Consider the following 25,867-nt stretch of genomic DNA (forward strand, 5'->3'; position numbering starts at 1 on the left):
CCGATCTTCGATCTGGTCGACTACGGCGTGGTCGGCGACCTCTTCGAGGTCGTCCCGCAGCTGACCGAGGAGGTCAAGACCCGCAAGGGCTGACACCCGCCGGACCTCCGCGAGGCCCCGTACGCGATGCGCGTGCGGGGCCTCGCGGCTGCCGGGAGGGTGTTGACCCGCCGTTCCGTGGCTGGCTAACTTCACCTCACGGATCATCGTTTCCGTACAGCGGAAATGACGGGAAGGGTGGCGAATGGACATGGAGCCTCAGAAGACGGTGCGGACCAGCCTGCCCGGTGCCGTACGGGCGTCCATCGCCGACTCCCTCGCCGCCGTCGACGCCGAGCTCGCCCGCCGCTACCCCGGCGACCCGGGCACCCGTCAGCCAGTCCACACCGTCTACGTCCCCGCCGACCTCTTCACCGCCGGTACGGTGCGCGACTGGGGCGACCAGGCGCTGGCGGCCCTCGACCGGCACGCCCCCGACGCCGCCTCCTTCGCCGCCGTCCTCGGCCTCCCCGAGGAACTCGCCGAGCCCGTCCACACCCGGGTGCGGGCCAAGCTGGAGCGCGAGCCCGTGGAGGATCTGCGGATCGACTTCGAGGACGGCTACGGCCCCCGCCCCGACGCCGAGGAGGACGCCGCGGCCGCCCGCGCCGCCTCGCTCGTCGCGGCCGCCCGCGCCGAGGGCACCGCGCCGCCCTATGTGGGCATCCGCATGAAGTGCCTGGAGGCCGCCGTACGCGACCGCGGCATCCGCACGCTCGACATCTTCCTCACCGGGCTGATGGCGGCCGGAGGGCGGCCGGCCGGCCTCGTGCTCACCCTCCCCAAGGTGACGTACGCAGAGCAGGTCACCGCGATGGTCCGGCTGTGCGAGGAGTTCGAGAAGGCGCACGGGCCGGCCCCGGGCCGTATCGGCTTCGAGATCCAGATCGAGACCACTCAGGCCATCCTCGGCCCCGACGGCCGCGCCACCGTCGCCCGGATGATCGACGCCGCCGAGGGGCGGGCCACCGGACTGCACTACGGCACCTTCGACTACAGCGCCTCCTGCGGCGTCGGCGCCGCCCATCAGTCCATGGACCACCCCGTGGCCGATCACGCCAAGGCCGTGATGCAGGTCGCCGCCGCCGGAACCGGAGTACGGCTCTCCGACGGCTCCACCAACGTACTGCCGGTCGGCCCCACCGAGCGGGTCCACGACGCCTGGCGGCTCCACCACCGCCTGGTCCGGCGGTCGTTGGCCCGCGCGTACTACCAGGGCTGGGACATGCACCCCGGCCACCTACCGACCCGCTACGCCGCCGTCTACGCGTTCTACCGCGAGGGCCTGGAGGCGGCCGCGGAACGGCTCGCCGCGTATGTGGACCGTACGGCCGGAGGCACCGGCATCGCCGACGAACCGGCCACCGCGAAGGCGCTCAGCGGCCATCTGGTGCGCGGGCTGGACTGCGGGGCGCTCGACGGCGCCGAGGTCGAGCGGCTGACCGGGCTCGGCCGCGCCGAACTCGACGCGCTGGCGGGCCGCGCCGCCCCGGCCGCTTCCTGACCGACCCCGGAACACCAGATCCGCAGGAGCCCACAGATCGGCTCGTCCCGCCGGGCCCGCTGATCCGCTTGGCCACATCCGCTCACTCGCACGTGTCACCCGGGATGCGGCTGCGCCGGTGAAGGCGGGAGATGGGTGTCATGGCCAGAAGCGCCGTGTCGGCCCTGCTGATCCTGCTCGGTTGCCTCCTCGTACCGGTGTCCGTGCTGACGGTCTGGGTCCACGACATCGTCCTGGACACCGACCGCTATGTGGCGACCGTCGCCCCGCTCGCCAAGGACCCGGCGATCCAGGACACCGCCGTGGAACAGGTCAGCAAGGCCGTCGACATCCGCCACAACAGCCAGGAGATCACCGCCGACATCGCCTCCTGGCTGCGCGCCCACGGGCTCCCGGAGCGGGCCGCCGACACCATCGAGGGGCTGGCCCCGCAGCTGGACTCGGCCCTGGACCAGGCGGTGCGGAAGGTGGCCGCCCACATCGTGCGCAGCGAGCAGTTCCCCGCCGTGTGGACCGGCGCCAACCGGGCCGCCCACACCGCCGTCGTGAGCGCCCTCACCGGCAAGGGCGGCGGGCCGGTCGGCGTCGAGGGCCACACCGTCACCCTCAACGTCGGCGCCGCCGTGGAGCGGGTCAGACAGCAACTGGTGGACGCCGGGCTCCCCGCGGTGACCGGCGTCCCGGACATCCACCAGCGGCTCGTCCTCTTCCACTCCGACCGGCTCGACACCTTTCGGCGGTCGGCGCGCCTGCTCGACCTGGCCGGGAACTGGCTGCCCGTGCTGACGGTGACCCTCGGCGGCACCGGAGTGCTGCTCGCCCGCCGGCGCCGCCGTGCGCTCGCCCGCGCGGCCCTGGGCACCGCGCTCGCCTCCCTCGCCCTGGCCCTGATCCTGGTGGTGGGCCGCCGCTACTACCTCGACCATGTGCCGACGAGCGTGCTGTCCAGGGAGGCCGCCTCGGTCCTCTTCGACACGGTGGTCCGCTTCCTGCGGGTCACCGTGCTCACCGTGCTGGTGCTCGGCCTGGTGGTCGCGCTCGGCGCCTATCTGGTGGGGCCGGGGCGGCTGCCGAGCACGGTACGCGGCCGGGCCGAGATCCTCGCCGACGGCGCGGCCTGCTGGGGCGCGGCCCACGGGATGCGCACCGGCCGGGCCGGCACCTGGACCGCCGACCACCGACGGGGACTGACGACGGCGGCCCTGCTGGTGCCGGTCGCGGTGTTCGCCCTGTGGAACCACCCCACCGTGCTGACGGTGCTCTTCCTGGTGCTGATCCTGCTGGCCGCCCTCGGGGTGATCGCCCTGCTGGCCGCCACGGGCCGCACGGGCGCACACGGCCGGGGCGGTTGAAGCCGGGCCGGGGTCCGCCCACACGCCGTCAGCCGGGACCCGCCCACAGGCCATCAGGGGGCGAGGATGAGCACGATGAAGATCAGACACGCGGCGACATTGACCACCCAGCTATGGGTGGTGAGCCATTCCCGGAGCCGGGGCATCGCGTGCCGCGCCCGGTCACCGAGAAGGAGGTAGACCAGCAGCGGCAGTGCCGCGATCAGCACGGTGGCGGCGACGAACGGCAGCGCCGCCGTCCATTCCGCGTCATGCTGCTCCAGATTCGCCCCCACCGTCAGCATGACCGCGATGTCGGACGGCATGACCAGGATGATCAGAAAGCCGGTCGTGAGCGCCTTACGGGGACCGGCTTCCATCAGCGAGCCCAGCCACTTCGGCGGCTCGACCGTCCGCCGCTTCACCACGTTCTTCACGGCGACCAGCGCCAGCAGTCCCACCAGCACCAGCTGGACGACGACCGCCGCCACACCCCGATCGGACGGGTTGCCCGGTGCGATCGCCTGCCCCAGCAGCGCGAAGATCCCCCGGGCCAGGGCGACTCCCGCCGCCGTGGCGATCGCCACCCCCAGCAGAAACGCCAGGCACACCCGCACCGGTCGCGCCGTGGTCACGAGGACGACGGCGGCCACGATCTGCGGCCCCGCCATCATCGTGACGGCCAGGGGAAGAACCTGGAGCTCCATGGCCCACCCGCCCTTCCGGCCTCCGCCGCGTGGTGATGCCCCGCCTTCCCATTGGTACGCACCGCCGGCCCTCGTGGCATCCGCTGCTGCGCCGACCGGGGGCCGCCGTAAGCTGAAGATGTGGGCCCTGGTGGGGCCCTGGCGGCCCCGCCGGGCGTGTCCGACGGGAGGCAGACGATGGACTACCCACTGCTGAATATATTTCTGACCACGATGTGGGTCTTTCTGTGGATCCTGTGGCTGTTTCTGTTGTTCCGCGTGTTCGCCGATCTCTTCCGCGACGACTCGCTGAACGGATGGGCCAAGGCGGGCTGGACCGTCTTCGTCCTGGTGCTGCCCTTCCTCGGCGTCTTCGTGTATCTGGTGGCGCGTGGCCGGGGGATGGGCATGCGTGAGATGAAGCGGGCCGAGAAGGCGGAGGCGGACTTCCGGGAGTTCGTGCGGACGACCGCCACCACGGGCCGCGCGGCGGAGCTCGAGCACCTCGTGGAGCTCAAGAACCACGGCGACCTCACGCCCGAGGAGTACGAGCGCGCCAAGGCCAAGGTGCTCGCCGCCTGAGAGGCCGTGGAACCGACCGGCACGGGCGGGGTGCCGGGGTGTGTGCGGGGTTCAGCGCGCGCCCACGTGGGTGCCGAGGAACTTCCGCATCAGGGGGACCACCTCGTCCAGGCCGGTTTCGAGGAGGAAGTGACCGCCCTCCTGGAGGTGCACCTCGGCCTTCGGGTTGTCGCGGGCGAAGGCACGGGCGCCGTCGGGGCCGAAGATGGGGTCGTCGCGGCCCCATACGGCGAGCAGGGGCGGCTGGTGGGTGCGGAAGTACTCGTGCACCCGGGGGTACAGCGGGCTGTTGGTGGCGTAGTCCCGGAAGAGCTTGAGCTGGACCAGGTCGTTGCCGGGGCGGGACACCTGCTGGAAGTCGTGGTGCCAGGTGTCGGGGCTGACCAGGCTCTCGTCGGGAGCGCCGGTGACGTACTGCCATTTGATCAGGTCCAGGGAGAGGGCCTGGCGGATGGCCTCCTCGTTCTTCGGGCTCTGATCCTCCTGATAGGCCCACACCGGTCGCCAGAAGTCCTCGACGAAGCCCTCGTCGTAGGCGTTGCCGTTCTGCGTCACGATCGCGGTGACCGCTTCGGGGGTGCGCAGGGCCAGGCGCCAGCCGATGGGCGCGCCGTAGTCCTGGACGTAGAGGGCGTAGCGGTCGAGGCCGAGGTGGTCGAGGAGACCGGCGGTGAGGCCGGTGAGGGCGTCGAAGGTGTAGTCGAACTCGTCGACGCCGGGGGCGTCGGAGAAGCCGAAGCCCAGGTGGTCGGGGGCGATGAGGTGGTAGCCGTCCGCCAGGCGGGGCATGAGGTCGCGGAACATGAACGAGCTGGTGGGGAAGCCGTGCAGGAGGACGAGCGCGGGGGCGTCCGCGGGACCGGCCTCGCGGTAGAACAGCCGTCGGCCCTGGATGTCCGCGAACCGGTGGTGCACCTGTGACATGGCCTCTGCGCCTTTCGAGCCTGGTTCCTGGTCCCCTTGGGTCCTTGGGTCCTCGGGTCCTCGGGTCCTGGTGGTCAGTACCGGTCGGTGCCGGTCAGTACCGCACCGCCGTGCCCACGTTCGCCGTGATGCGGCCGGTGAGCTTGCGGTGGCTGCGGGCGGTGGCCGGAGTGGGCTGGTTCGGGGGCACCTTGGACAGGCGCAGGACGACGGCGTCCACCAAGTCCCCGCTCGTATTGCGGAAGTTGACCTCGATGGCGTAGCCGGCCGGGTGCTTGCTCCCGTTGGTCACGGTCAGCGGTGCCACGGCCCGTCCCACGCCGTCGCGGCTCACCCGGCCGACCTTCACCTCGCGCTTGGCCTGGGAGCCGCCCTTGATCTTGTCCAGCTCGGCCTGGGCCGACGCCCTCGCGGACGCGATGGCGGCGGAGGCCCGGGACACCTCGGACGATGGGGTGCCCCCGTCGTCCGAACAGCCGACGGCGGCCGGCGCCAGCACGGCCATGAGGCTCACCGCGCAGATCGTCCGCGTTCGGCGCCCGCTCATCGCGTCTCCCTCGTTCCGTCGGACGGGCCCCGGGCCCTCCGCCTCCACCCTCGGGGGAGTGGGAGACCGAGGCAACCGGAGCGGGGCCGTTCAGGCGTTCGGGGGAAGTGCGCCGTTCGGGGAGGGCCGATCGGACGTTCGGGGAGGGCGTGCCGCTGGAGGAGGGGCCGCTCAGGATGTCGCGGGCGGGGGCAGTTCGCCCGAGCCGCGCGGGATCAGCCGGGTCGGCAGGACGAGCCGCCGGGGGTCCCCGCCCGCGCCGTCGAGGCGGCGGAACAGCAGATCGGCGGCGGTGCGGCCGAGCTGGGCCGAGTCCTGGGCTATGACGGTGATCCCGGGGGAGAGCAGATCGGCGAGCTCGAAGTCGTCGAAGCCGATGAGGGCCACCGGCGTGGCGGGCGCGGGGCGCTCGGCCAGGACCCGTACGACCGTGACGGTGACCCGGTTGTTGCCCGCGAAGAGCGCCGTGACCGGCTCGGCGGCGTCCAGCATCGCGGTGGCCGCGGTCCGGACCCGCTCCGGATCGGTGGGGCCGAGCGAGACCCAGGCGTCATGGACCGGCAACCCGGCCTCGCTCATCGCCGCGTGATAGCCGCGCAGCCGCTCGGCGGCCGTGTGGATGCCCGGCAGGTCGCCGAGGAAGCCGATCCGGCGGTGGCCGTGGGCGATCAGGTGGGCGACGGCGTCGTGGGAACCTCCGAAGCTGTCGGCGAGCACGGCGTCGGCGTCGATGCGTCCCGCGGGCCGGTCGACGAAGACGGTGGCGATCCCGGCCGCCATCTCGGGCGCCAGATAGCGGTGGTCATGGCCGGCCGGGATGATGACGAGGCCGTCGACCCGGCGCGCGCACAGCGCCAGCACCAGCTCCTGCTCCCGCTCGGGGTCCTCCGCGCTGGACCCGTTGATCAGCAGCGCGCCATGGGCTCGGGCGACCTCCTCGACGGCGCGGCTCAGCGGACCGTAGAAAGGGTCGGCCAGATCCTCCAGGACCAGTCCGATGCTGGCCGTACGGCCCTTCCGCAGAATGCGGGCACTGTCGTTGCGGCGGAAGCCGAGCGCGGTGATGGCCTCCTGGACGCGGCGCTCGGTGTCGGGGGTGACGCCCGGCTCGCCGTTGACCACTCTGGAGACGGTCTTGAGGCCGACCCCGGCCCGTGCGGCGACGTCCTTCATAGTGGGCCGGGTGCCGTAACGGCGTGTGGGGGTGCGGTTGGCGGTGCCCGGGGCGGTGTCGGTCACAGTGCGCTCGTCCCGTCGCTGGTCGTCGTGGGGGAAGGAGTGACGAGCATAGCCCCTGGACAACGTTGTCACCGCCGGGAAGACTATTGCCGCACACTGAACGCGTCCATGCCCATCAGCATGCCCACCAGGAGAGTCGACACCTATGCCACGTGACCTCATCGCCGCACTGGACATCGGCGGGACCAAGATCGCGGGCGCTCTGGTGGACGGGAGCGGAAAGCTGGCCGTACGGACCCGCCGCGCCACCCGCGCCCAGGAGGCCGGCGCCACGGTGATGGGCCAGGTCACCGCCGTGCTCGAGGAGCTCGCGGCCACCGCGCACTGGTCGCGGGTCGCCGCCGTCGGCATCGGCAGCGCGGGTCCGGTGGACGCCTCCGTGGGCACCGTCAGCCCCGTCAACATCCCCGGCTGGCGTGACTTCCCGCTGGTCGCCGGGGTCCGGCAGACCACCGGCGCGCTGCCGGTGTCGCTGGTCGGCGACGGACCGGCGATGACGGCCGCCGAACACTGGCAGGGCGCGGCGCGCGGCCGTAGGAGCGCGCTGTGCATGGTGGTCTCCACCGGCGTGGGCGGTGGACTGGTCCTGGGCGGCCGGCTGCACCCGGGCCCCACCGGAAACGCCGGGCACATCGGCCACATCAGCGTGGAGCTGAACGGCGACCCGTGCCCCTGCGGCGGACGCGGCTGCGTGGAGCGGATCGCCAGCGGCCCCAACATCGCCCGCCGCGCCCTGGACGGCGGCTGGCGCCCGGGGCCGGACGGCGACACCAGTGCCGAGGCCGTCGCCGCCTCGGCGCGGGCCGGAGACCCCGTGGCGCAGGCCTCCTTCGAACGGGCCGCCCAGGCCCTGGCCGCCGGGATCGCCGCGACCGCCGCGCTCGTCGAGATCGAGGTGGCGGTCATCGGCGGTGGCGTGGCGGGTGCCGGGGACGTGCTCTTCGCGCCCCTGCGGCGCGCCCTGCGCGACTACGCGACCCTGTCGTTCGTCCAGGGGCTGGAGGTCGTCCCGGCGCAGATGGGCACCGACGCGGGCCTGGTGGGAGCGGCCGCCGCGGCGGCGCAGGAGGCGCGTCTCGAGGGGTTCGGCCCGGCGGGCACACCTCCCACCGGGGACTGAGCCCCGCTCCTTCACCGTTTGACCATGACCCGCTGTCACCGTCTGCCCCTAAGCTGTTCGCCCTGAGCCCGGCAGTGGCCGGGCGGGACCGAGGAGCGCGCTAGGGTCTGTCGTCAAAGGGGGCGCCCGGCCGCGAGCGGCGTCTGGTGCGGTCGATCGCAAGGCGGAGCATCGCCCTCGTACTGGGCGTACTCGGGTGATGCGACAACGCGGCGAGCGGCCGTGCCAGGCGTCGGGAGCAGGGCGCTCCGTTTGACGACAGGCCCTAGGGGAGGCGGATCGGTGGCACCGGCGGACATGGGCGGCGATCTGTCCGGGCGGCTGCTGGGCGGGCGGTACCGGGTGACGGGCAGCCTCGGCCGGGGCGGCATGGGCGTGGTCTGCAGGGCCGTGGACGCGGTGCTCGGCCGGGAGGTCGCGGTCAAGGTGCTGCGCACCCACACCGACGCCTCCAGCGCCGAACTGGCCGATCTGCGCACCCGGATGCAGCGGGAGGCGCGGGCGGCGGCCCGGATCCGGCACTCCGGTGTGATCACGGTCCACGACGTGGCCGAGGAGGGCGGGCTGCCGCTCATCGTCATGGAGCTGATCGACGGGCCCTCGCTCGACGATGTGCTCGACGAGCGGGGCACCCTCGACCCCCGGGAGGCCGCGGGGATCGGCGCCGAGGTCGCGGACGCGCTCGGCGCGGCCCATGGCGCCGGGGTGCTGCACCGGGATGTGAAGCCCGGCAATGTGCTGCTGGACCGCGAGGGCCGTGTCGTCCTCACGGACTTCGGCATCGCGAGCCTGGAGGCGCCCGAGGACGGCGCGACCACCAAGCTGACCCGCAGCGGCGAGCTGATCGGCTCCCTGGACTATCTCGCGCCGGAGCGCGCCCAGGGCCAGGACCCGAGCCCGGCCTCGGACATCTGGGCGCTGGGGATGACGCTGTACGCGGCGGTGGAGGGCTCGTCGCCGTTCCGCCGCACCTCCGTATGGTCCACGCTCACCGCGATCGTCAATGAGCCGCTGCCCGAGCCCCGGCTGGCCGGACCGCTGGCGCCCGTGCTCCATGCGCTGATGGACAAGGACCCGCGAGGGCGGCCGTCCGCCGCCGAGGCGCGCCGGATGCTGGCGGAGGTGGCGGCGGGGGAGACGCCGCGCGGCGCGGCGGGGCCGCCGTCCGTTCCACTGAGCGAGCCGGCCCCCTCCGTCCCGCCTCCGGGCTTCGGCCCGCCGCCCGTGGTGGAGCCGCTGGTGAGCGGGGAGCCGGGCGCGGTGGACGGGGCCGGTGCGCGAAGTGCGGGGCGCAGGCGCCGCGGAGCGCTCATCGCGGCCGCGGCCGCCACCGTCGCGCTCATCGGCGGCGGGCTGACGTACGCACTGGTCGGAGGCGATGACCACACCACGGAGTCGGGGCGGACGAAGGATCCGCCGAGCGAGCCGGCGGGCCCGGGGAAGACCGCCGCGCCGGGCGGCGGAAAGGCGAGCGCCACGGCCGGGCAGGGCAGCGCGCGGCCGGATGACACGGCCTCACCCACTCCGGGCGGCGGCAACGGCGACCAGGGCGGCCCGGCGGCTTCTTCGGCGCCGCCCTCGGGCATCGCGCCCGTCTGCCATGGCGGCGACGGCGGGCGGTACGACTGCGAGGTGTGGCGTGACGCCACCTCGTACACCCACGGCGGTGAGCCGGTCGGCACCCTCAAGCACGGAGTGAACTACTTCTACTGCCAGGAGAACCTGGGCCGCCGGGAGACCTACGGCAAGTGGACGAACGTGTGGTGGGCCAGGACCGACGACGACAACGGCCATCGGGATGTCTATGTGAGCGTCGTCTATGTCAAGGGCGGCGACAATGACGCGCCCCTTCCCGGGCTGCCCGAGTGCTGAGCCCGGGACGGCCGTGGGAAGGGGCGGATCTCATTGGCGGATCCCAGCGGGGCGGAGACGTCTCAGCGTGGTGGACTCAGCGGGGCCGAGACGTCTCAGCGTGGTGGTCTCAGCGGGGTCTCAGCAGGCGAAGGCCGCGTCGGCCCAGTCCCCGTGGTCGCTGGTGACCCCGTCCCCGCCGTCGGTGACGACGAGCCGGACCGTCTTCGCCCCGCCGATGGCGGCGTCGAGGGCGGTGGCCGGATCGGCGTTGGTCAGCGTCTTCGACGATGCCACCTTGGCGTCGTCCGCCCACACCTCGAAGCCGACCGTCCCGGCGGTGTCCTCCTCGTCGTCCACGCCGACCCGCGCGGTGAAGCGCGAGCACCGGCCCCCGGTGTAGTACGTGACCTCACTCGGCGCGTGCACGCCCAGGCCCTTGTCGTACGTGGTGCCGCCGAGGGTGAGCGGATGGCCGTCACCCGCCTCGTTCTCGCCGACGCTGGTGTTCTTCTCCACCGGGCCCCAGCCGTTGAGCGCGCTCAGCCAGGGCAGATCGCTCGCGTACGAGCTGCCGGAGGGCGGGGCGACCACCACATGGACCGCCGAGACCAGCCGGGCGGCCGCCTTGCCGCCTCCGGGTGAGCGGTAGTCGGCGCTGACCGTCAGGTCGTACGCACCGGGCGCGGCCCCGGCGGGCGCGGTCACCCGCCAGCGCGTGGCCAGCTTCGAACCGGTGGGCAGCGAGGCGGCCCGGGTCGGGGAGGTGGCCTTGATCCGCCAGCCGTCGGGGCCGGTGAGCCGGACCGAGACCTGCTGGGCCGGGGTCCGGCCGAGGTCGGTGAGCGTGGTGTCGACCTGGGCCGCGGCTCCGGCCTCGGTCAGCGCCGTGCCGTCGAGGCCGAGTTCGGCGGCGGGCGGGTAGGAGGCCCAGCGGGTGTCGGCCGAGGCCTGGTAGAGCACGGTGCCATGGGCCGGGACGGTGGCCGAGATGGCTCCGGCGGTGTTGTAGTCCTTGTGCGCCCACAGGTCGCGCAGCCGGTACGCGGTCGCCCGGGGCAGCCCGACCCCGGTCGCCGTGGTGGCGATGTGCTGCGGCCGGTCGGTCTCGTTGAACAGCGCGACGGCGCGGCTGCCGTCCGCCATCTCCTTGGCGATGACCCAGCGCCCGCCCTCGGAGGAGACCACGGTGCCCTGCTTGCCCAGCGGGTCCTGATCGACGGCGATCACTTCGTGATTGCCGAGGATTTCATAGGTCTCGGCGTTGGCCTTGCGCAGATCGGTCCCGATCAGCAGCGGTGCGGCCATGATCGACCACAGCGAGAAGTGGCTGCGGTACTCGGTGGCCGTCATCCCGCCGTTGCCGACCTCCAGCATGTCGGGGTCGTTCCAGTGGCCGGGCCCGGCGTATTTCGCGAGCGGCAGGTTCTGCTTGGCGATCGACAGCATGCTGCCCCAGCTGTCGCTGATGTCGCCCGTGGTCCGCCACAGATGGCCGACTTCCCCGGCCCATTCCCAGGGCTTGTTCTCGCCCCATTCGCAGATGCTGTAGACGATGGGGCGGCCGGTGGTCTCGGTCGCGGCCTTCAGGGCGTCGCGCATGGTGCGGTAGCGCTGTTTGGCGTCGACACCCTGGTTATTGCAGTTGTCGTACTTGAGGTAGTCGATGCCCCAGTCGGCGAACTGCTGGGCGTCGGACTTCTCATGGCCGAGCCCCCCGGGGAAGCCGGCGCTGTTGCAGGTCTTGGTGCCCGCGCTGGTGTAGATGCCGATCTTCAGTCCCTTGGAGTGGACATAGTCGGCGACGGCCTTGATGCCGTTCGGAAAGCGGACCGGGTCGGGCACCAGCTTGCCGTTGGCATCGCGCTGCGGCAGCGCCCAGCAGTCGTCGAGGTTGACGTACTGGTATCCGGCGTCCTTCAGTCCCTTGGCCACGAAGATGTCGGCGATGCCCTTGACCATCGCCTCGTTGAACTCCGCGCGGCAGTGGGTGGAGTTCCAGTTGTTGAACCCCATCGGAGGGGTGAGGGCGAGCCCGTCACCGGGCGCTGCGCCCGGGTCGGAGGCCGGTGTGGTGACCTCGGCGGGATGCGCGGGCTGGGCGACGGCCGGGAGGGCCAGGCCGACCGTGGCCAGCAGACCGGCGCTCAGTGCTCCGATGACTCTTCGTCTCGCGGGTCGAAAACAGCGGTGGCGCACGATGCGGGTCCTCCGTTCTCAACGGGGGTAACGCAGTGTCATGGCTGCGTCACATGCGAGCGTTTACGGTAGACCCTGTTGGAGTCTGTTGGAAGAGATGCGATAACAGTTGTTCGATATCTCGTCAAAACCCTTGACGATCCGCCTGGCCGCCGGGTGAGATCCCCTCACTTGCGTTCGGTTGTGTTTGATTGAACCTCTGTGGAGGGGCACATGGCACCGTCATCGTCAGGACATCGGATCTCCCGCCGTGCGCTACTGCGAGGCACCGCGGCCGGAGCCGGCGCGGTAGCCCTTCCGACGCTGCTGACCGCCTGCGGTGGTCCGGGCAACGAAGTGAAGATCGGCTCCAACGCCTCCGACGCCGTGCCCCGTAAGGCGTTCGCCGAGGTGTTCAACGCGTACGAGAAGAAGTCGGACAAGAAGGTCAAGGTCAATACCGTCAACCACGAGGCCTTCCAGGAGGGCATCAACCGCTATCTGAAGGGCACCCCCGACGACGTCTTCATGTGGTTCGCCGGGTACCGCATGCAGTTCTTCGCCGAACAGGGGCAGCTCGCCGAGATCAGCGACCTCTGGAAGGGCTTCGACGGCTTCTCCGACGCGCTCAAGGCGCAGTCCACCGGCAAGGACGGCAAGCAGTACCTCGTGCCGTACTACTACTACCCCTGGGCCGTCTTCTACCGGAAGAGCGTCTTCGCTCAGCGCGGCTACGAGGTTCCGAAGACCTTCGACGAGTTCCGGGCGCTCTCCAAGCGGATGGACAAGGACGGCCTCGACGCCATCGCCTTCGGCGACAAGGACGGCTGGCCCGCCATGGGGACCTTCGACTATCTCAATATGCGGGCCAACGGCTACGACTTCCATATCTCCCTCATGGGCGGCAAGGAGTCCTGGACCGACCCCAAGGTCCGAAACGTCTTCGACCTGTGGCGCGGGCTGATGCCGTATCACCAGAAGGGCGCCAACGGGCGGACCTGGCAGGAGGCCGCCCAGAGCCTGGCGCAGAAGAAGTCCGGTATGGCGGTCTTCGGGCTGCCCCACCCCGGGCAGCAGTTCTCCGCCGCCGACCGCGATGATCTGGACTTCTTCCCCTTCCCCGAGATCGACTCCGCCTATGGACAGGACGCGGTGGAGGCGCCGATCGACGGCTTTCTGCTGGCGAAGAAGTCCAAGCGGCAGAAGGAGGGCAAGGAGCTGATGAAGTACCTCGCCACCCCCGCCGCCGAGGAGATCTACCTGAAGCGGGACCCGAACAACATCGCCGTCAACGACAAGGCGTCCAGCTCCTCGTACAACGCGCTCCAGAAGAAGGCCGTCGACCTCGTCTCGAACGCCAAGCAGATATCGCAGTTCATGGACCGCGACACCCGGCCGGACTTCGCGTCCCAGGTGATGATCCGGGCTATTCAGCAGTTCATCAACAAGCCGAACGACATCGACTCCCTCACCAAGGACATCGAGTCCCAGAAGAAGACCATCTTCGCCAGCGACTAGGAGATTCGCGCCGTGCCGCTCACGACCGCGCGGCGTGCCAAACGGCGGGGTCCGCGGAGGTTCACCTCCCGCGACCTCGCCGTCATCGGCGTGCTGCTGGGCATACCCATCCTGCTCGAACTGGCCCTGATCTGGGGCCCGACCCTCGCCTCCATCGGCCTGTCCTTCACCAGCTGGGACGGCATCGGCGATATCCACTGGGTGGGCATCGACAACTACAAGACTCTCTTCACGGACTATCCGCCGTTCTGGCCCGCGGTCCGCAACAATCTGCTCTGGGTGGCCTTTCTCGGCTTGGTCGCGACCCCCTTCGGACTGCTGCTGGCCGTACTGCTGGACAAGGGCGTCCGGTTCAGCCGCTTCTACCAGTCCACCCTCTATATGCCGGTGGTGCTCTCCCTCGCCATCGTCGGCTTCATCGCGCAGCTGGTCTTCTCCCGCGACCAGGGTGCGCTGAACGCGATCCTCGCCAACAGACACGACCCGGTGGACTGGCTCGGAGACCCGGAGCTCAATATCTGGATGGTGCTGCTGGCGGCAGCCTGGCGGCACACCGGGTATGTGATGATCCTCTATCTGGCCGGGCTGAAATCCGTCGATCCCTCGCTCAAGGAAGCGGCCGCGATCGACGGCGCCAGCGAGACCCAGACCTTCTTCCGGGTGGTGCTGCCCACCCTGCGGCCGGTCAATGTCATCGTCGGCGTCATCACCGTGATCGAGGCATTGCGCGCCTTCGACATCGTCTATGCCATCAACCATGGCCGTAACGGGCTCGAACTGCTCTCGGTGCTGGTCACCGACAACATCATCGGCGAGGCCAGCCGGATCGGATTCGGCTCCGCGATCGCCGTCGTCCTGCTGACCGTGTCCCTGGGATTCATCGTGACCTATCTGATCCAGGAGTTGCGAGGGGGGAAGAAGGGATGACCGTCACCACTCCGCCCGCCCCCGTACGGACCGTGACCCCGGTGACCGGCACCGGCAAGCGCCGGGTGACCCGTGGCCGACTCGGGCTGCACGCCTTTCTGATGGTCGTGTCGCTCGCGTTCCTCGCCCCGCTGCTTCTCGCCATCTACGCCTCGCTGCGGCCGTACGAGGAGACCGCGAAATACGGCTATTTCTCGCTGCCGCGCCATCTGTCGTTCGACTACTACGCCAAGGCGTTCAATGACTCCGGGATGGGCAAGTATTTCGTCAACTCGCTCATCATCGCGGTGCCCGGGGTGCTGCTGACGCTGTTTCTCGCCTCGTTCGTCGCCTTCTGTGTGACCCGGCTGAGAATGCGCGGCGGGCTGGTGCTGCTGATGGTGTTCACGGCGGGCAATCTGCTGCCGCAGCAGGTCATCGTCACCCCGCTCTATGTGCTCTTCACCAAGATCAATCTGCCCTATTGGATGTCGGACTCGATGACGATGTACGACTCCTACTGGGCCGTGCTCGCCGTTCAGGTCGCCTTCCAGGTGGGATTCTGCGTCTTCGTCCTCGCCAACTTCATGCGCACCATTCCCGATGAGATCGTGGAGGCGGCGCGGGTGGACGGGGCGGGGGTCTGGACGCAGTACTGGAACATCACGCTTCCGCTGTGCCGGCCCGCGCTGGCGGCGCTCGCCACCCTGCAATTCACCTGGATGTACAACGACTTCCTCTGGGCACTGGTCTTCATCTCCGACGGCGACAAGCTGCCCATCACCTCCGCGCTCAACAATCTGCGCGGCCAGTTCTTCACCGACTACAACCTGCTCGCGGCGGGCTCGGTGATCGTGGCTCTTCCCACGGTGCTGGTCTTCCTGCTGTTGCAGCGCCACTTCATCGCCGGACTCACCCTCGGCGCCAGCAAGGGCTGATGCGAGAGGGGTCACTGTGGCTCATGTGGCCACAGTGACCCCTGTGGCACAAGGGCCACAAGGTCCCCGACCACGCTCCGCCGCCCCGCCCCGCGTCCCCCGCCCAACCCGTCCGGAGCGACGCGATCCGTCACTCGGTCGTCTTCGCGCGTTTCCGTGACAGGGTGATGCGGGCAACTGTCAGGAGGCGATGGAATAGGGGGAAATGTGATCGTCTGGCTGAACGGTGCGTTCGGTGCGGGTAAGACCTCCGCGGCCCGCGAATTGGTGGACTTCATGCCCGGCAGTACGTTCTACGACCCGGAGCTGGTCGGTAACGGTCTGCGGATGATGCTCCCGCGGAAACGTCTTGAGCAGGTGTCCGACTACCAGGATCTACTTTCCTGGCGCCGGCTGGTGGTGGACACCGGAGCGGCGCTGATCGCGGAGGTCGGCGGCCCGCTCGTGGTCCCGATGACGGTTCTCAGACAGGAGTACCGGGATGAGATCTTCGGCGGTTTCGCGGCTCGCCGCATCCCCGTACGGCATGTTCTGCTGCACACCGATGAAACGATCCTTCGCGAGCGCATAGCCGAACGCGAGGAAATACCCGGGGACGCGGACGCGAGCGAGTCCGTACGCCAGTGGTGCCTGGACCATCTCGCGCCCTACCGGGCGGCCCTGACCTGGCTGACCACCGACGCCCATGTCGTGGACACCACCGGGCTCACCCCGCGCCAGACCGCCCAGCACATCGCCGACGCGGTCCGCGAGGGCGCCGGGATCTGCGACATCGTGCAGACCCCCGAGCCGAGGGCGGAGACGCTGGCCGCCGGGGTCCTGCTCTTCGACGAGGAGGACCGGGTGCTGCTCGTCGACCCCACCTACAAGCCCGGCTGGGAGTTCCCCGGCGGCGTCGTCGAACCCGGCGAACCCCCGATGTGCGCCGGGGTGCGCGAGGTCACCGAGGAGCTGGGGGTACGGCTGGACGAACCGCTGCGGCTGCTGGTGGCCGACTGGGAACGCCCCCAGCCGCCCGGCTACGGGGGCCTGCGGCTGCTCTTCGACGGCGGCAAGCTCTCCAGCGCGGCCGCCCAGGAGGTGCTGCTGCCCGGCTCCGAACTGCGCGGCTGGCGCTTCGTCACCGAGAGCGAGGCCGCCGCGCTGCTGCCACCGGTGCGGCTGAGCCGGCTGCGCTGGGCGCTGCGCGCCCGTGAGCAGGGCCGCCCGCTGTATCTCGAAGCGGGCGTCCCCACGGGCTGACCACGCCGGCCCAGCCCGTGGGCCGCCCGCCGACCGGGTGCGAGGTGAACGGGGATCAGCTCTTGCCCGCCGCGTACGCCCCCAGGAACAGCGCCTCGGTGAGCGAGAGCTTCTCCAACTCCTCGGGCGAGACGCTCTCGTTGACCGCGTGGATCTGCGCCTCCGGCTCGCTCAGCCCGATCAGCAGGATCTCCGCCTCCGGGTAGAGCGAGGCCAGCGTGTTGCACAGCGGGATCGAGCCGCCCTGCCCGGCGATTGCCATCTCCTGGCCGTCGTACGCCAGGCGCATCGCCTCCCGCATCGCCGCGTACGCCGGGCTCGTGGTGTCCGCGCGGAACGCCTGGCCCTGGCCGAGCTGCTCCACTGAAAGCCGCGCACCCCACGGCACCGAGGACCGGAGGTGCTCGGCGAGCAGCCGGTTGGCCTCGGCCGCGTCCACGCCCGGCGGCACCCGCAGGCTGATCAGCGCCCGCGCGCCCGCCTGGACGGACGGGGTGGCGCCGACCACCGGCGGGCAGTCGATGCCGAGCACGGTGACCGCCGGGCGCGCCCAGACGCGGTCGGCGACCGTACCGGAGCCGATCAGCCCGACCCCGTCGAGCACCTTGGCGTCCTTGCGGAACTCCTCGTCCGGGTACTGCAGCCCGTCCCACGCCGCGTCCGCGTCCAGGCCCTTGACGGTGGTCGAGCCGTCCTCGGCGCGCAGCGAGTCCAGGACGCGGATCAGCGCGGCGAGCGCGTCCGGGGCCGCCCCGCCGAACTGGCCGGAGTGCAGATTGCCCTCCAGGGTCTCCACCGAGACCCGCAGCAGCGTCATCCCGCGCAGCGTGGCCGTGACCGTCGGCAGCCCGACCCGGAAGTTGCCCGCGTCGCCGATCACGATGGCGTCGGCGGTCAGCAGCTCCGGATGGGCCTCGGCGTAGCGCTCCAGACCGCCCGTGCCCTGCTCCTCCGAACCCTCCACGATCACCTTGACGTTGACCGGGACCCCGCCGTTCGCCTTGAGCGCGCGCAGCGCGGTGAGATGCATGATCACACCGCCCTTGCAGTCCGCGGCGCCCCGCCCGTACCAGCGGCCGTCGCGCTCGGTCAGCTCGAAGGGCGGGGTGTGCCAGGCGTCCTCGTCCAGCGGGGGCTGCACGTCGTAGTGCGCGTAGAGCAGCACGGTCGGGGCACCGGCCGGACCGGGCAGGAAGCCGTAGACGGACTGGGTGCCGTCGGGGGTGTCCAGCAGCGCCACGTCCTCGAACCCCTCGGCGCGCAGCGCGTCGGCGACCCAGCGGGCGGCCGCCTCGCATTCGCCGGGCGGGAACTGCGCCGGGTCCGCCACCGACTTGAAGGCCACCAGCTCGGCCAGCTCGGCCCTGGCGCGCGGCTGCAGGGCGGCGACGGTGGCGGCGAGAGGCGCCTTCTCCATGGGGGACCCTCCTGGGGTGCGACGGGCCGGCGGCGGGATGCGCGGCGATGGGCACGTATGTACGGCTTGATGCCGCGTGGCCGATCATCCCACAGCGGGGTCATCCGCCGGGGAGCCGTAGGATGCCGGTAGGCGCATCAGGTCGGTCGATTGGGAGCGGATCCACACGTGAGCAGCGACAACGCAGCCCCGGACAATGAGACGGTATGGGACGTCGTCGTGGTGGGCGCGGGCCCCGCGGGTGCCTCCGCGGCCCATGCCGCCGCCTGCGCCGGGCGCCGGGTGCTGTTGTTGGAGAAGGCCGAGTTGCCGCGTTACAAGACCTGCGGCGGTGGCATCATCGGCCCCTCGCGCGACGCCCTTCCGCCGGGTTTCGAACTGCCGCTGCGGGAGCGGGTGCACGCGGTGACGTTCTCGCTGAACGGCAAGCTGTCCCGCACCCGCCGCTCCAAGCACGCGCTCTTCGGACTGATCAACCGGCCGGAGTTCGACGCGGCCCTGGTCGACGCCGCCAAGGACGCGGGTGCCGAGGTCCGTACGGGCGTCGCGGTCACCCGCGTCGAGCAGCACGGCCCGGCCGTGCCCGACCGGCGCACGGTCGCCGTGGTGCTCTCCGACGGTGAGACCGTGCTGGCGAGGGCCGTGGTCGGCGCGGACGGCAGCGCGAGCCGCATAGGCGCGCACGTCGGCGTGAAGCTGGACCAGGTGGATCTCGGCCTGGAGGCGGAGATCCCGGTTCCGGAGACCGTCGCGGAGGACTGGGCGGGCCGGGTGCTCATCGACTGGGGCCCGATGCCTGGGAGTTACGGCTGGGTCTTTCCCAAGGGCGACACCCTTACGGTCGGCGTCATCTCGGCGCGCGGCGAGGGCGCCGGGACCAAGCGCTATCTGGAGGACTTCATCGCCCGGCTCGGCCTCGCCGGATTCGAGCCGAGCATCTCCTCCGGGCATCTGACCCGCTGCCGCTCCGACGATTCGCCGCTGTCGCGCGGCCGGGTCCTGGTGTGCGGCGACGCGGCCGGACTGCTGGAGCCGTGGACCCGAGAGGGCATCTCCTACGCGCTGCGCTCGGGCCGGCTCGCGGGGGAGTGGGCGGTGCGCGTCGCCGAGGCCCACGACGCGGTGGACGCCCGCCGCCAGGCCCTGAACTACGCCTTCGCGATCAAGGCGGGGCTGGGGGTGGAGATGGGTGTCGGCCGCCGTCTGCACACGGTCTTCGCCCGCCGCCCCGGGATGTTCCACGCGGTGATCACCGGCTTCCGCCCGGCATGGCGCGCGTTCACGAAGATCACCCGTGGTACGACCACACTGGGCGACCTCGTCCGCACCCACCCGGCCGCCCGCCGGGCCCTGGGGGCGATGGACCGGGGCTAGGGGCTAGGGGGGCGGATCTTGACGCCTGCGGCGCGCGGCTCCCCTCCCCGCCCCTTCCCGACACCTGACGATATGCGGCTCCGCCGCGTGGTCCGCCGGACACCGCGCAGGGCTTGGCTTCGGTCGCGTCGGGCTGATCTTCGCGGGTCTGCGACGGCCATGCCGGGGGCGCCCCGCCCGTATCGGAAGAGGCGGCGCTGCCGGGGACGGGCGACGCGAGGGCGCCGGCGGGCATGCTGGGCGACCCGCTGCCCGTGCGCGCGCTCGCACGGCTCGTCGCCGGGTGCCGCAGGTGTTCGGTTTGGGTTTGCCTCACGTCCGCCGCGCTGCGGTGGGGAGCCGGGCTCGGCTCGGCCCTGTCCCGCGCTCTGCCCGGCAGGGCATGGGCGCCTACTCCGCCGGGAGTAGGCGCGGGCACCGCGCAGGGGGGACGCCCGGGGCGCCTGGCCGGTTTAGCGTTGCCCGTATGCACGGATTCACGGGGGAGCACGGCCCGGGGCAGCGGCGGGGCGGATGGCGGCGCGGGGCGCCCTTCGACCCATCGCGTTCGGCCGTGCCCTGGCGCTCCTCGGTCGCCATCGCCGTCGTCCAGATGGTGGGCACCGGGTTCGCCGCTCACGATCAGCCCGTCCGGGCGGGCCTAGGGCCCGGGAGCGCCGCGTTGCTGCTCGCCGGGCCCGCGCTGCTGCTCATGCGCCATCGCCGGCCCGGGGCGGTCGTGGTCGGCACGGCGGTGGTGACCGCCGTCTACCTCGCCGCCGGATATCCGTACGGGCCCGTCTTCCTCAGTGTCGTCGTCGCCTGTGTGACGGCCATCGCGGCCGGGCGGCGGATCGCTGCGTGGAGCGCACTCGGGCTGCTGTGGGGGAGCCATCTGCTCATCGGCCACTGGCTCTACCGCTGGCTGCCGCCGGGCGACGACGGGCCCGTCGGATGGGGGCAGGAGCTGGTGGTCACCGCCTGGGCGGTGGCGATCGTGGCCGCGTCCGAGCTCGTCCGCGTACGGCGTGAGCAGTGGGCCCGGGAACGGGCCGAACGGGAGGCGGCGGCGCGCCGCCGGGCCGACGAGGAGCGGCTGCGGATCGCCCGCGAACTGCATGACGTCCTCGCCCACAGCATCTCGGTCATCAACGTCCAGGCGGGCGTCGGGCTCGCCCTCCTCGACCAGGACCCCGAGCAGGCCCGCACCGCGCTGACCACCATCAAGGCGGCCAGCAAGGAGGCGCTGGGCGAGGTCCGCCAAGTCCTCGACACTCTGCGGACCTCCGGCTCCGGCGCGCCCGGCGCCGCGCCGCGCTCACCCGCACCCGGCCTGGACCGGCTGGCGGAGCTCACCGGGCAGGCGGCGGACGCGGGGCTCGCGGTGCGGGTGGGGGTGGAGGGCGTACGGACGGCCCTGCCGCCCGGCGCCGATCTCGCGGCGTTCCGTATCGTGCAGGAGGCCCTGACCAATATCGTCCGCCACTCCGGCTCCCGGAACGCCCATGTGCTGCTGCACTATGCCCCCGGTGAATTGGAGCTGCGGGTGGACGACGACGGCCCCGCGACCGGGGACGGGGCGACGGGCGGCGGCAACGGCCTGGTCGGCATGCGTGAGCGGGCCGCCGCGCTCGGCGGCACAGTGGAGGCGGGCCCGCGCCCGGACGGCGGCTTCCGCGTCCGGGCCAGGATCCCGTTCAAGGGTGGGAGGGAGACCCCATGAGGGATGAGGGCGGGAGTCAGACCCATGAGGGATGAGGACGGGCCCGAGACCGTGATCCGTGTCGCGCTCGCCGACGACCAGCTCCTCGTCCGCGCCGGATTCCGCGCCCTGCTGGCCGCGCAGCCGGATATCGAGGTGGTCGGCGAGGCGGCCGACGGGGAGCAGGCGCTGGCGCTCGTACGGGAGCGGCGCCCCGATGTCGTCCTCATGGACATCCGCATGCCGGTGCTCGACGGCCTCGCCGCCACCCGGGGGATCACCGGGGATCCGGCACTCGGCGAGGTGAAGGTGGTCATGCTGACCACCTTCGAACTCGATGAGTACGTCTTCGAGGCGATCCGCTCCGGCGCCTCCGGCTTCCTGGTCAAGGACACCGAACCGGATGAGCTGCTGCGAGCGGTGCGCGCGGTCGTCGGCGGCGACGCGCTGCTGTCGCCCGGGGTGACCCGCCGTCTCATCGCGGAGTTCGCGGCCCGGTCCAGGGAACCCGCGCCCGCGGCGGCGCTGGCGGAGCTGACCGAGCGGGAGCGGGAGGTGATGGCCCTGGTCGGCATGGGGCTGTCGAACCAGGAGATCGCGCGGCGGCTCGTGGTCAGCCCGCTCACCGCCAAGACCCATGTGAGCCGCACGATGGTCAAACTGGGCGCCCGGGACCGCGCCCAACTCGTCGTGCTCGCCTATGAGTCGGGCCTGGTCCGGCCGGGCTGGCTCGGCTGAGCGAGCTCTGTGCTCCGGGATTTGTGCTCCGGGTTTCGTGCTCCGGGCTTTGTGCTCCGGACCCCTCGCTCAGCACGGCCCTCCGTCCAGCGTGGCCCCTCAGAACAGCCCCTCCGCTCAGAACAGCCCCTCCGGGGCCTCCGCTTCCCGCTCCCGCCGCGCCACCGGTGCCGTCGTCGGGGCGTCCGCCGCGGCCGACGCCAGTGGCCAGCCCGTCAGCTGCCGGGTGTCCATCACCAGGGCCTGGCCGTCCGCCGAGGTCAGATGGATGTCCGGGCCCGCCACGGCGTCGATACGACCGGCCACGGTGGCCTCGGGGACGAACTGGATCAGCCCCGGCGCGGGGCGCACCCGGTCCAGGTGGAACGCCGCATCGTGGTGCACCGGGTCGAACGGGGCGAGGGCCAGTGACTCCGGCAGACCGCCCAGGCCGCGCGCCCGCTGGTGGAGAGCGGCGAGGTCGGCGGCCCGTCGCTCCGGGGGTGGCGGGGCCTCGCGGGCGGTGCGCTTGGCGGCGTACGGGAAGCGGTCCGGGACGCCGAGCGCGGCGCCCAGCACGGCCTCGGCGCGGCGCGCGGCCATCAGCGGGCCCCGGCCCAGCAGGCAGTACGAGAGCGCGGCCTGCTCCAGCAGCCGTGCCCCCTCCCGCTCGGCCGCGGTGATCCCGACCTTGACCAACTCCGGTCCGAACCAGGCGAGATAGACGTCGTAAGGGCGCGGATCGTCCGTACGGGTGTCGGCGGCCACGGAGTAAGAGCGGTCCAGCCGGGCGCAGTCCGGGCACTGAGCCGATACGGCGGAGGGCGGGACCTCGGCCCCGGCCGGGCACGGGGTGTGCCGGGCGCCCCTTCGGACGCCGACGCAGTCGCGCCGGGGCCCGGTGGTGAACGAGAGCGGGCGGTCCGGCGTCAGCGGGGAGAGCCGTTCCCCCTGGGCCGGATGGCGCCAGACCAGCGCGGGCCCGCCGCGGCCCCAGCGTGCCCCGGCGCACTGCCATCGTGCGGGCTGCGGGTCCTGGCTCTGGTCCTGCGCGCTCTGGTCCTGCGCGCTCTGGCGCTGGCCCCGGCCCTGGGGCATCAGCGCTTCTGCCGGGAGAAGAGCCACAGCGCCCGCACCAGCCGGATGGCGAATCCGACGATGGCCACCGCGAAGGCGGCTCCCTGCCAGGCCCGCTCGTGGGCCCGGTCCAGGTCGCCGAAGAGGGCGGGGCTCGCGACCGCCACGTAGAGCACGGCTGCCAGCAGACCGGCCGTGACCAGGGCGAACACTATCTCGATGGTGAGCGCGTCGCGTTCGCTCTGGGTGCGGGGTCCGGTCATCTCGTCTCAGCCCTTCGCCTGGTGTCCGGTGGCCGCCGCCGGGTCGGTCCTCCCCGGCCCCGGCTCGCGCTGCCCGTCATCGTGCTTCCGGCGCACATACAGCTGCTTCCGTACGCGTGCCACGACCGTACCGTCCGCGGCGACCACCTCGTTCTCGAACCACGGCAGTGCCTTGCCGCCGTCCGCCGTGGCCTCGCGGATCTCCTCAAGCCGCTCCTCGGTGAGCTTGAAGTCGGCGAACACGTCACCGCGGCCGGGCGAGACGAAGTCGATCTCGCCGGCCTTGTCCCAGACGATGTAGTCCCGGCCGAGCCGTCGCATCACCAGCAGCATCCAGAACGGGTCGCTCATCGAGAACAGCGAGCCGCCGAAATGGGTCCCCACGTAGTTGGAGTTGAAGCGGTGCTGCCGCAGCCTGACGCGGGCGCTGCTCCAGTCCTCCGCGAGGTGGACCACCCGCACCCCGGCGAAGAGATAGGGCGGCCACCAGTTCATCGCGCGGCGCAGTCCACGCGGCGACATCGATCGACGTGACATGGCAGGAAGCTAACACGAGTTATTACTCGCCGGTAACCCAAATGGTTGGCCTGCCCGAGCGGTGGGCGCCAGCCGAGCGGTGGGCGCCAGCCGAGCGGTGGGCGCAACCCGGGCGGTGTGGTCGCACCCCGAGCGGCCGGGAGGTCAGATCCCCGAGTGCTCCCGCCACAGCTCGGCCAGCTTCTCGTCCCCCTCCGTGGTCAGCGCGGTGATCGGCAGCCGGTTCCAGAGCGCGAGATAGAGGTCGCGGGCCGGGCCGCTGAGCTCGCAGTCGGCCGCCCCCTCGCCGTGGCGCTCGGTGCGCGGAGCGTCCTGGGACAGCCGCATCGTCCAGACCGCGCCCTGGTCCGTGGTCCTCACCCGGAGCGTGCGCGGGGTGTCCGTGCGCACCCGGGACCGGTCCAGGCTGTGGAAACCGGCCAGCAGCTCATCGACCCCGTCGGCCGCGAACTCCGGGGTGAACGGGGAGAAGTCCCCGCCGCGCGCCGACTCCGCGTCGATCCGGTGGATGGCCGTCTCATGGGCCTGGCGCCGGGTCCAGAACTCCAGCGGAGCGTCCGAGGGCAGGAAGGTGAAGCACTTCACCTCGGGGTCGGCATGAGTGAGGACGTCGACCAGCCGGCCATGGACCTCGCGGTACCACGACACCAGCTCGGCGTCGGCCGGTGCCGCCCCGACCGCCGGCCGGACCGGGTCGGTCAGGCCCTCGGCGACGAACCGGGCGGCCCAGCCGTGCACCCGGCCGATGTGGGACAGCAGATCGCGGACGCGCCAGTCGGGGCAGGTGGGCACGGGGGCGTCGACCCCGGCCTCGGCCGCGGCGTCGGCCAGCAACCGGCCCTCGCGGTCCACGATTTCGATCAACTCGGCAGTCTCCATGGCGGAATCATGCCAGCCGCCTCCGACAACGCCCGGCCGGGTCGGCGGAATGTCAGCTTCCGGCCGTGCGCGCGGCGTTCCGCGTGCCGTACGCGACGACGGCCGCCACGGCCGCCAGCGCCGTGACCGTGGTGAGCGCGACCGGCAGCGAGTACCAGTCGGCGAGGAAGCCGATCGTCGGCGGGCCCAGCAGCATGCCGCCGTAGCCGAGCGTGGAGGCCGCGGCGACCCCGCCCGGCCCCGTCAGCGCGCCCGCCCGCGCGATGGCGACGGGGAAGAGGTTGGCCAGTCCCAGCCCGGTGACCGCGAAGCCGAGAAGGGCGAGCCAGATCGTGGGCGCGAGCGAGCCCAGCAGCATTCCGGCCGCGGCCGTGGCACCGCCCGCGACCAACGTCCTGGTCTGGCCGAGCCGTTCGAGCAGCGCGGTGCCGCTCAGCCGCCCGACGGCCATCATCAGGGCGAAGACGGCGTAGCCCGCCGCGGCGAGCCCGGCGGACGTGTCGAGGTCCTGGTGCAGATGGAGCGCGGCCCAGTCGGCCATGGCGCCCTCGCCGTACGCCGTGCAGAGCGCGATCAGGCCGAACACGGCGACGAGCCACCGGGCGCGGCCCGGCCGCTGTGCGCCGGGGGGCGTTTCGAGGTCGGTGGCCCGCCGGGACTCGGCCGCGGGCCCCGAGCCGATCCGCGGTGTGGGCACCGGCAGTGAGATCAGTGTCCGGCCCGCGACAGCCGTGAGCAGCAGCCCGAAGACCGCTAGCAGCGACAGATGGCGGGTGGGGGAGAGATGGTCGGCGATCAGCCCGCCCAGCCCCGCCCCGGCCATCCCGCCCAGGCTGAACGCGGCGTGGAAGCCGGGCATGACCGGGCGGCGCAGGGCGGCGATGAGGTCGACGGCCGCGCTGTTCATGGCCACGTTGAGCGCGCCGAACCCGGTGCCGAAGACCAGCAGCACCAGCGCGAGGGCGAGCGCGGAGTGGGTCAGCGGCGGCAGCGCGACCGAGCCCGCGAGCAGCACACCGGCGGCCACCGTCGTCGGATGGTTGCCGAAGCGGCGGCACAGGCGTCCGGTGGCCATCATCGTGGCCGTACCGCCCGCCGACACGCCGAGCAGCGCCAGCCCCAGCGCGCCCTCCGAAGCGCTCGTCTGGTCCTTGATCGCGGGGATCCGGGCGACCCATCCGGCGAACACGAATCCGTCGAGGAAGAAGAACGCGGTGATGGCGGCGCGGAGTCGGGTGAGGTCGCGATCCGTGGAGACGGAGCGGCGCGCGCCCGGAGTGGCCGTCCGTGTTTTGTTTGGAGTCGGCACAAAGTGAG

The 25,867-nt window shown here is 71.9% G+C and carries 23 protein-coding genes; 12 read left to right on the forward strand and 11 right to left on the reverse strand.

The features are described 5' to 3' along the window. Nucleotides 1-250: 250 nt before the first annotated feature. A complete protein-coding gene (locus J2Z30_RS41355) occupies nucleotides 251-1,543 on the forward strand; it encodes a DUF6986 family protein (RefSeq protein ID WP_044582308.1) in 1,293 nt (430 codons plus the stop codon). Nucleotides 1,544-1,683: 140 nt separating this feature from the next. After that, on the forward strand, nucleotides 1,684-2,895 hold the full coding sequence (locus tag J2Z30_RS41360; RefSeq protein ID WP_044582309.1) for a hypothetical protein: 1,212 nt from the start codon (nucleotides 1,684-1,686) through the stop codon (nucleotides 2,893-2,895). Nucleotides 2,896-2,948: 53 nt separating this feature from the next. Here the strand turns inward: J2Z30_RS41360 and J2Z30_RS41365 are convergent, their stop codons facing one another. Further along, the gene (locus J2Z30_RS41365) at nucleotides 2,949-3,581 is read right to left on the reverse strand and encodes a GAP family protein (protein WP_044579148.1); all 633 of its coding nucleotides are present in this window, start codon (nucleotides 3,579-3,581) and stop codon (nucleotides 2,949-2,951) included. A gap of 177 nt (nucleotides 3,582-3,758) precedes the next feature. Between J2Z30_RS41365 and J2Z30_RS41370 the strand changes: the two genes are divergently transcribed. Beyond that, nucleotides 3,759-4,142 carry an SHOCT domain-containing protein gene (locus J2Z30_RS41370; RefSeq protein WP_044579150.1) on the forward strand — a complete coding sequence of 128 codons (384 nt, stop codon included), beginning with the start codon at nucleotides 3,759-3,761 and terminating at the stop codon, nucleotides 4,140-4,142. Between the two features lie 51 nt (nucleotides 4,143-4,193). Here J2Z30_RS41370 and J2Z30_RS41375 read toward each other — a convergent pair whose 3' ends face one another. From J2Z30_RS41375 to J2Z30_RS41385, 3 genes are all read right to left on the reverse strand, one after another. After that, the gene (locus J2Z30_RS41375) at nucleotides 4,194-5,066 is read right to left on the reverse strand and encodes an alpha/beta fold hydrolase (protein WP_044579153.1); all 873 of its coding nucleotides are present in this window, start codon (nucleotides 5,064-5,066) and stop codon (nucleotides 4,194-4,196) included. A gap of 94 nt (nucleotides 5,067-5,160) precedes the next feature. Beyond that, complete coding sequence (locus J2Z30_RS41380; protein WP_052701745.1) at nucleotides 5,161-5,613, reverse strand: hypothetical protein; 453 nt, start codon at nucleotides 5,611-5,613, stop codon at nucleotides 5,161-5,163. A 171-nt stretch (nucleotides 5,614-5,784) separates the two neighbouring features. Beyond that, nucleotides 5,785-6,852, reverse strand: coding sequence for a LacI family DNA-binding transcriptional regulator (locus tag J2Z30_RS41385; protein WP_044579156.1), 1,068 nt, complete (start codon nucleotides 6,850-6,852; stop codon nucleotides 5,785-5,787). A gap of 145 nt (nucleotides 6,853-6,997) precedes the next feature. Here J2Z30_RS41385 and J2Z30_RS41390 point away from each other — a divergent pair, with 145 nt between their 5' ends. Next, nucleotides 6,998-7,972 carry an ROK family protein gene (locus J2Z30_RS41390; protein WP_044579158.1) on the forward strand — a complete coding sequence of 325 codons (975 nt, stop codon included), beginning with the start codon at nucleotides 6,998-7,000 and terminating at the stop codon, nucleotides 7,970-7,972. Nucleotides 7,973-8,269: 297 nt separating this feature from the next. Further along, nucleotides 8,270-9,844: a serine/threonine-protein kinase gene (locus tag J2Z30_RS41395; RefSeq protein ID WP_044579160.1), complete on the forward strand. Its 1,575-nt coding sequence runs from the start codon at nucleotides 8,270-8,272 to the stop codon at nucleotides 9,842-9,844. Nucleotides 9,845-9,964: 120 nt separating this feature from the next. Here the strand turns inward: J2Z30_RS41395 and J2Z30_RS41400 are convergent, their stop codons facing one another. Further along, nucleotides 9,965-12,022, reverse strand: a complete 2,058-nt coding sequence (locus J2Z30_RS41400; protein ID WP_044579163.1) for an NPCBM/NEW2 domain-containing protein — start codon at nucleotides 12,020-12,022, stop codon at nucleotides 9,965-9,967. 213 nt (nucleotides 12,023-12,235) lie between these two features. Here J2Z30_RS41400 and J2Z30_RS41405 point away from each other — a divergent pair, with 213 nt between their 5' ends. From J2Z30_RS41405 to J2Z30_RS41420, 4 genes are all read left to right on the forward strand, one after another. Next, nucleotides 12,236-13,519, forward strand: a complete 1,284-nt coding sequence (locus J2Z30_RS41405) for an ABC transporter substrate-binding protein (RefSeq protein WP_209469056.1) — start codon at nucleotides 12,236-12,238, stop codon at nucleotides 13,517-13,519. 12 nt (nucleotides 13,520-13,531) lie between these two features. Then, complete coding sequence (locus J2Z30_RS41410; protein WP_044579164.1) at nucleotides 13,532-14,446, forward strand: carbohydrate ABC transporter permease; 915 nt, start codon at nucleotides 13,532-13,534, stop codon at nucleotides 14,444-14,446. Next, a complete protein-coding gene (locus J2Z30_RS41415; RefSeq protein ID WP_044579166.1) occupies nucleotides 14,443-15,363 on the forward strand; it encodes a carbohydrate ABC transporter permease in 921 nt (306 codons plus the stop codon). Before J2Z30_RS41410 ends, J2Z30_RS41415 begins: the two co-directional genes overlap by 4 nt. A gap of 207 nt (nucleotides 15,364-15,570) precedes the next feature. Beyond that, complete coding sequence (locus tag J2Z30_RS41420) at nucleotides 15,571-16,605, forward strand: NUDIX hydrolase (RefSeq protein WP_044579168.1); 1,035 nt, start codon at nucleotides 15,571-15,573, stop codon at nucleotides 16,603-16,605. Between the two features lie 55 nt (nucleotides 16,606-16,660). Here the strand turns inward: J2Z30_RS41420 and J2Z30_RS41425 are convergent, their stop codons facing one another. Next, entirely contained in the window at nucleotides 16,661-18,022 is a 1,362-nt protein-coding gene (locus J2Z30_RS41425) for a dipeptidase (protein ID WP_044579170.1), read from the reverse strand. 168 nt (nucleotides 18,023-18,190) lie between these two features. On the opposite strand from J2Z30_RS41425, the gene J2Z30_RS41430 reads away from it, so the two are divergent. The 3 genes from J2Z30_RS41430 (at nucleotide 18,191) to J2Z30_RS41440 (ending at nucleotide 21,815) form a co-directional block, all read left to right on the forward strand. Further along, nucleotides 18,191-19,396 (forward strand): geranylgeranyl reductase family protein, encoded by a 1,206-nt coding sequence (locus tag J2Z30_RS41430; RefSeq protein ID WP_044579171.1) that lies wholly within the window; start codon nucleotides 18,191-18,193, stop codon nucleotides 19,394-19,396. A 466-nt stretch (nucleotides 19,397-19,862) separates the two neighbouring features. After that, nucleotides 19,863-21,098 carry a sensor histidine kinase gene (locus tag J2Z30_RS41435; RefSeq protein WP_044579173.1) on the forward strand — a complete coding sequence of 412 codons (1,236 nt, stop codon included), beginning with the start codon at nucleotides 19,863-19,865 and terminating at the stop codon, nucleotides 21,096-21,098. Nucleotides 21,099-21,149: 51 nt separating this feature from the next. Then, nucleotides 21,150-21,815, forward strand: coding sequence for a response regulator transcription factor (locus tag J2Z30_RS41440; RefSeq protein ID WP_044582312.1), 666 nt, complete (start codon nucleotides 21,150-21,152; stop codon nucleotides 21,813-21,815). Between the two features lie 117 nt (nucleotides 21,816-21,932). On the opposite strand, the gene J2Z30_RS41445 is transcribed toward J2Z30_RS41440, so the two are convergent. The 5 genes from J2Z30_RS41445 to J2Z30_RS41465 all read right to left on the reverse strand — a co-directional run bounded on the left by J2Z30_RS41445 (nucleotide 21,933) and on the right by J2Z30_RS41465 (nucleotide 25,859). After that, nucleotides 21,933-22,892: a DUF2797 domain-containing protein gene (locus J2Z30_RS41445; RefSeq protein WP_078957082.1), complete on the reverse strand. Its 960-nt coding sequence runs from the start codon at nucleotides 22,890-22,892 to the stop codon at nucleotides 21,933-21,935. Continuing rightward, nucleotides 22,892-23,134 (reverse strand): DUF6332 family protein, encoded by a 243-nt coding sequence (locus J2Z30_RS41450; protein WP_044579177.1) that lies wholly within the window; start codon nucleotides 23,132-23,134, stop codon nucleotides 22,892-22,894. Before J2Z30_RS41450 ends, J2Z30_RS41445 begins: the two co-directional genes overlap by 1 nt. Before the next feature lie 6 nt (nucleotides 23,135-23,140). Further along, nucleotides 23,141-23,671, reverse strand: coding sequence for a DUF4442 domain-containing protein (locus J2Z30_RS41455; protein ID WP_245389034.1), 531 nt, complete (start codon nucleotides 23,669-23,671; stop codon nucleotides 23,141-23,143). A 144-nt stretch (nucleotides 23,672-23,815) separates the two neighbouring features. After that, nucleotides 23,816-24,550, reverse strand: coding sequence for a maleylpyruvate isomerase family mycothiol-dependent enzyme (locus tag J2Z30_RS41460; protein ID WP_044579180.1), 735 nt, complete (start codon nucleotides 24,548-24,550; stop codon nucleotides 23,816-23,818). 52 nt (nucleotides 24,551-24,602) lie between these two features. After that, the gene (locus J2Z30_RS41465) at nucleotides 24,603-25,859 is read right to left on the reverse strand and encodes an MFS transporter (protein WP_044579181.1); all 1,257 of its coding nucleotides are present in this window, start codon (nucleotides 25,857-25,859) and stop codon (nucleotides 24,603-24,605) included. Between the last annotated feature and the right edge of the window lie 8 nt (nucleotides 25,860-25,867).

Origin of the sequence: Streptomyces iranensis, from assembly GCF_017874715.1 — a bacterium.
Classification (GTDB): Bacteria; Actinomycetota; Actinomycetes; order Streptomycetales; family Streptomycetaceae; genus Streptomyces; species Streptomyces iranensis.

Coding starts and splice junctions, on each gene's coding strand:
- J2Z30_RS41355 (WP_044582308.1), top strand. CDS start 251: ATGGAGCCTCAGAAGACGGTGCGGACCAGCCTGCCCGGTGCCGTACGG.
- J2Z30_RS41360 (WP_044582309.1), top strand. CDS start 1,684: ATGGCCAGAAGCGCCGTGTCGGCCCTGCTGATCCTGCTCGGTTGCCTC.
- J2Z30_RS41365 (WP_044579148.1), bottom strand. CDS start 3,581: ATGGAGCTCCAGGTTCTTCCCCTGGCCGTCACGATGATGGCGGGGCCG.
- J2Z30_RS41370 (WP_044579150.1), top strand. CDS start 3,759: ATGGACTACCCACTGCTGAATATATTTCTGACCACGATGTGGGTCTTT.
- J2Z30_RS41375 (WP_044579153.1), bottom strand. CDS start 5,066: ATGTCACAGGTGCACCACCGGTTCGCGGACATCCAGGGCCGACGGCTG.
- J2Z30_RS41380 (WP_052701745.1), bottom strand. CDS start 5,613: ATGAGCGGGCGCCGAACGCGGACGATCTGCGCGGTGAGCCTCATGGCC.
- J2Z30_RS41390 (WP_044579158.1), top strand. CDS start 6,998: ATGCCACGTGACCTCATCGCCGCACTGGACATCGGCGGGACCAAGATC.
- J2Z30_RS41395 (WP_044579160.1), top strand. CDS start 8,270: ATGGGCGGCGATCTGTCCGGGCGGCTGCTGGGCGGGCGGTACCGGGTG.
- J2Z30_RS41405 (WP_209469056.1), top strand. CDS start 12,236: ATGGCACCGTCATCGTCAGGACATCGGATCTCCCGCCGTGCGCTACTG.
- J2Z30_RS41415 (WP_044579166.1), top strand. CDS start 14,443: ATGACCGTCACCACTCCGCCCGCCCCCGTACGGACCGTGACCCCGGTG.
- J2Z30_RS41425 (WP_044579170.1), bottom strand. CDS start 18,022: ATGGAGAAGGCGCCTCTCGCCGCCACCGTCGCCGCCCTGCAGCCGCGC.
- J2Z30_RS41435 (WP_044579173.1), top strand. CDS start 19,863: ATGCACGGATTCACGGGGGAGCACGGCCCGGGGCAGCGGCGGGGCGGA.
- J2Z30_RS41445 (WP_078957082.1), bottom strand. CDS start 22,892: ATGCCCCAGGGCCGGGGCCAGCGCCAGAGCGCGCAGGACCAGAGCGCG.
- J2Z30_RS41450 (WP_044579177.1), bottom strand. CDS start 23,134: ATGACCGGACCCCGCACCCAGAGCGAACGCGACGCGCTCACCATCGAG.
- J2Z30_RS41455 (WP_245389034.1), bottom strand. CDS start 23,671: ATGTCACGTCGATCGATGTCGCCGCGTGGACTGCGCCGCGCGATGAAC.
- J2Z30_RS41460 (WP_044579180.1), bottom strand. CDS start 24,550: ATGGAGACTGCCGAGTTGATCGAAATCGTGGACCGCGAGGGCCGGTTG.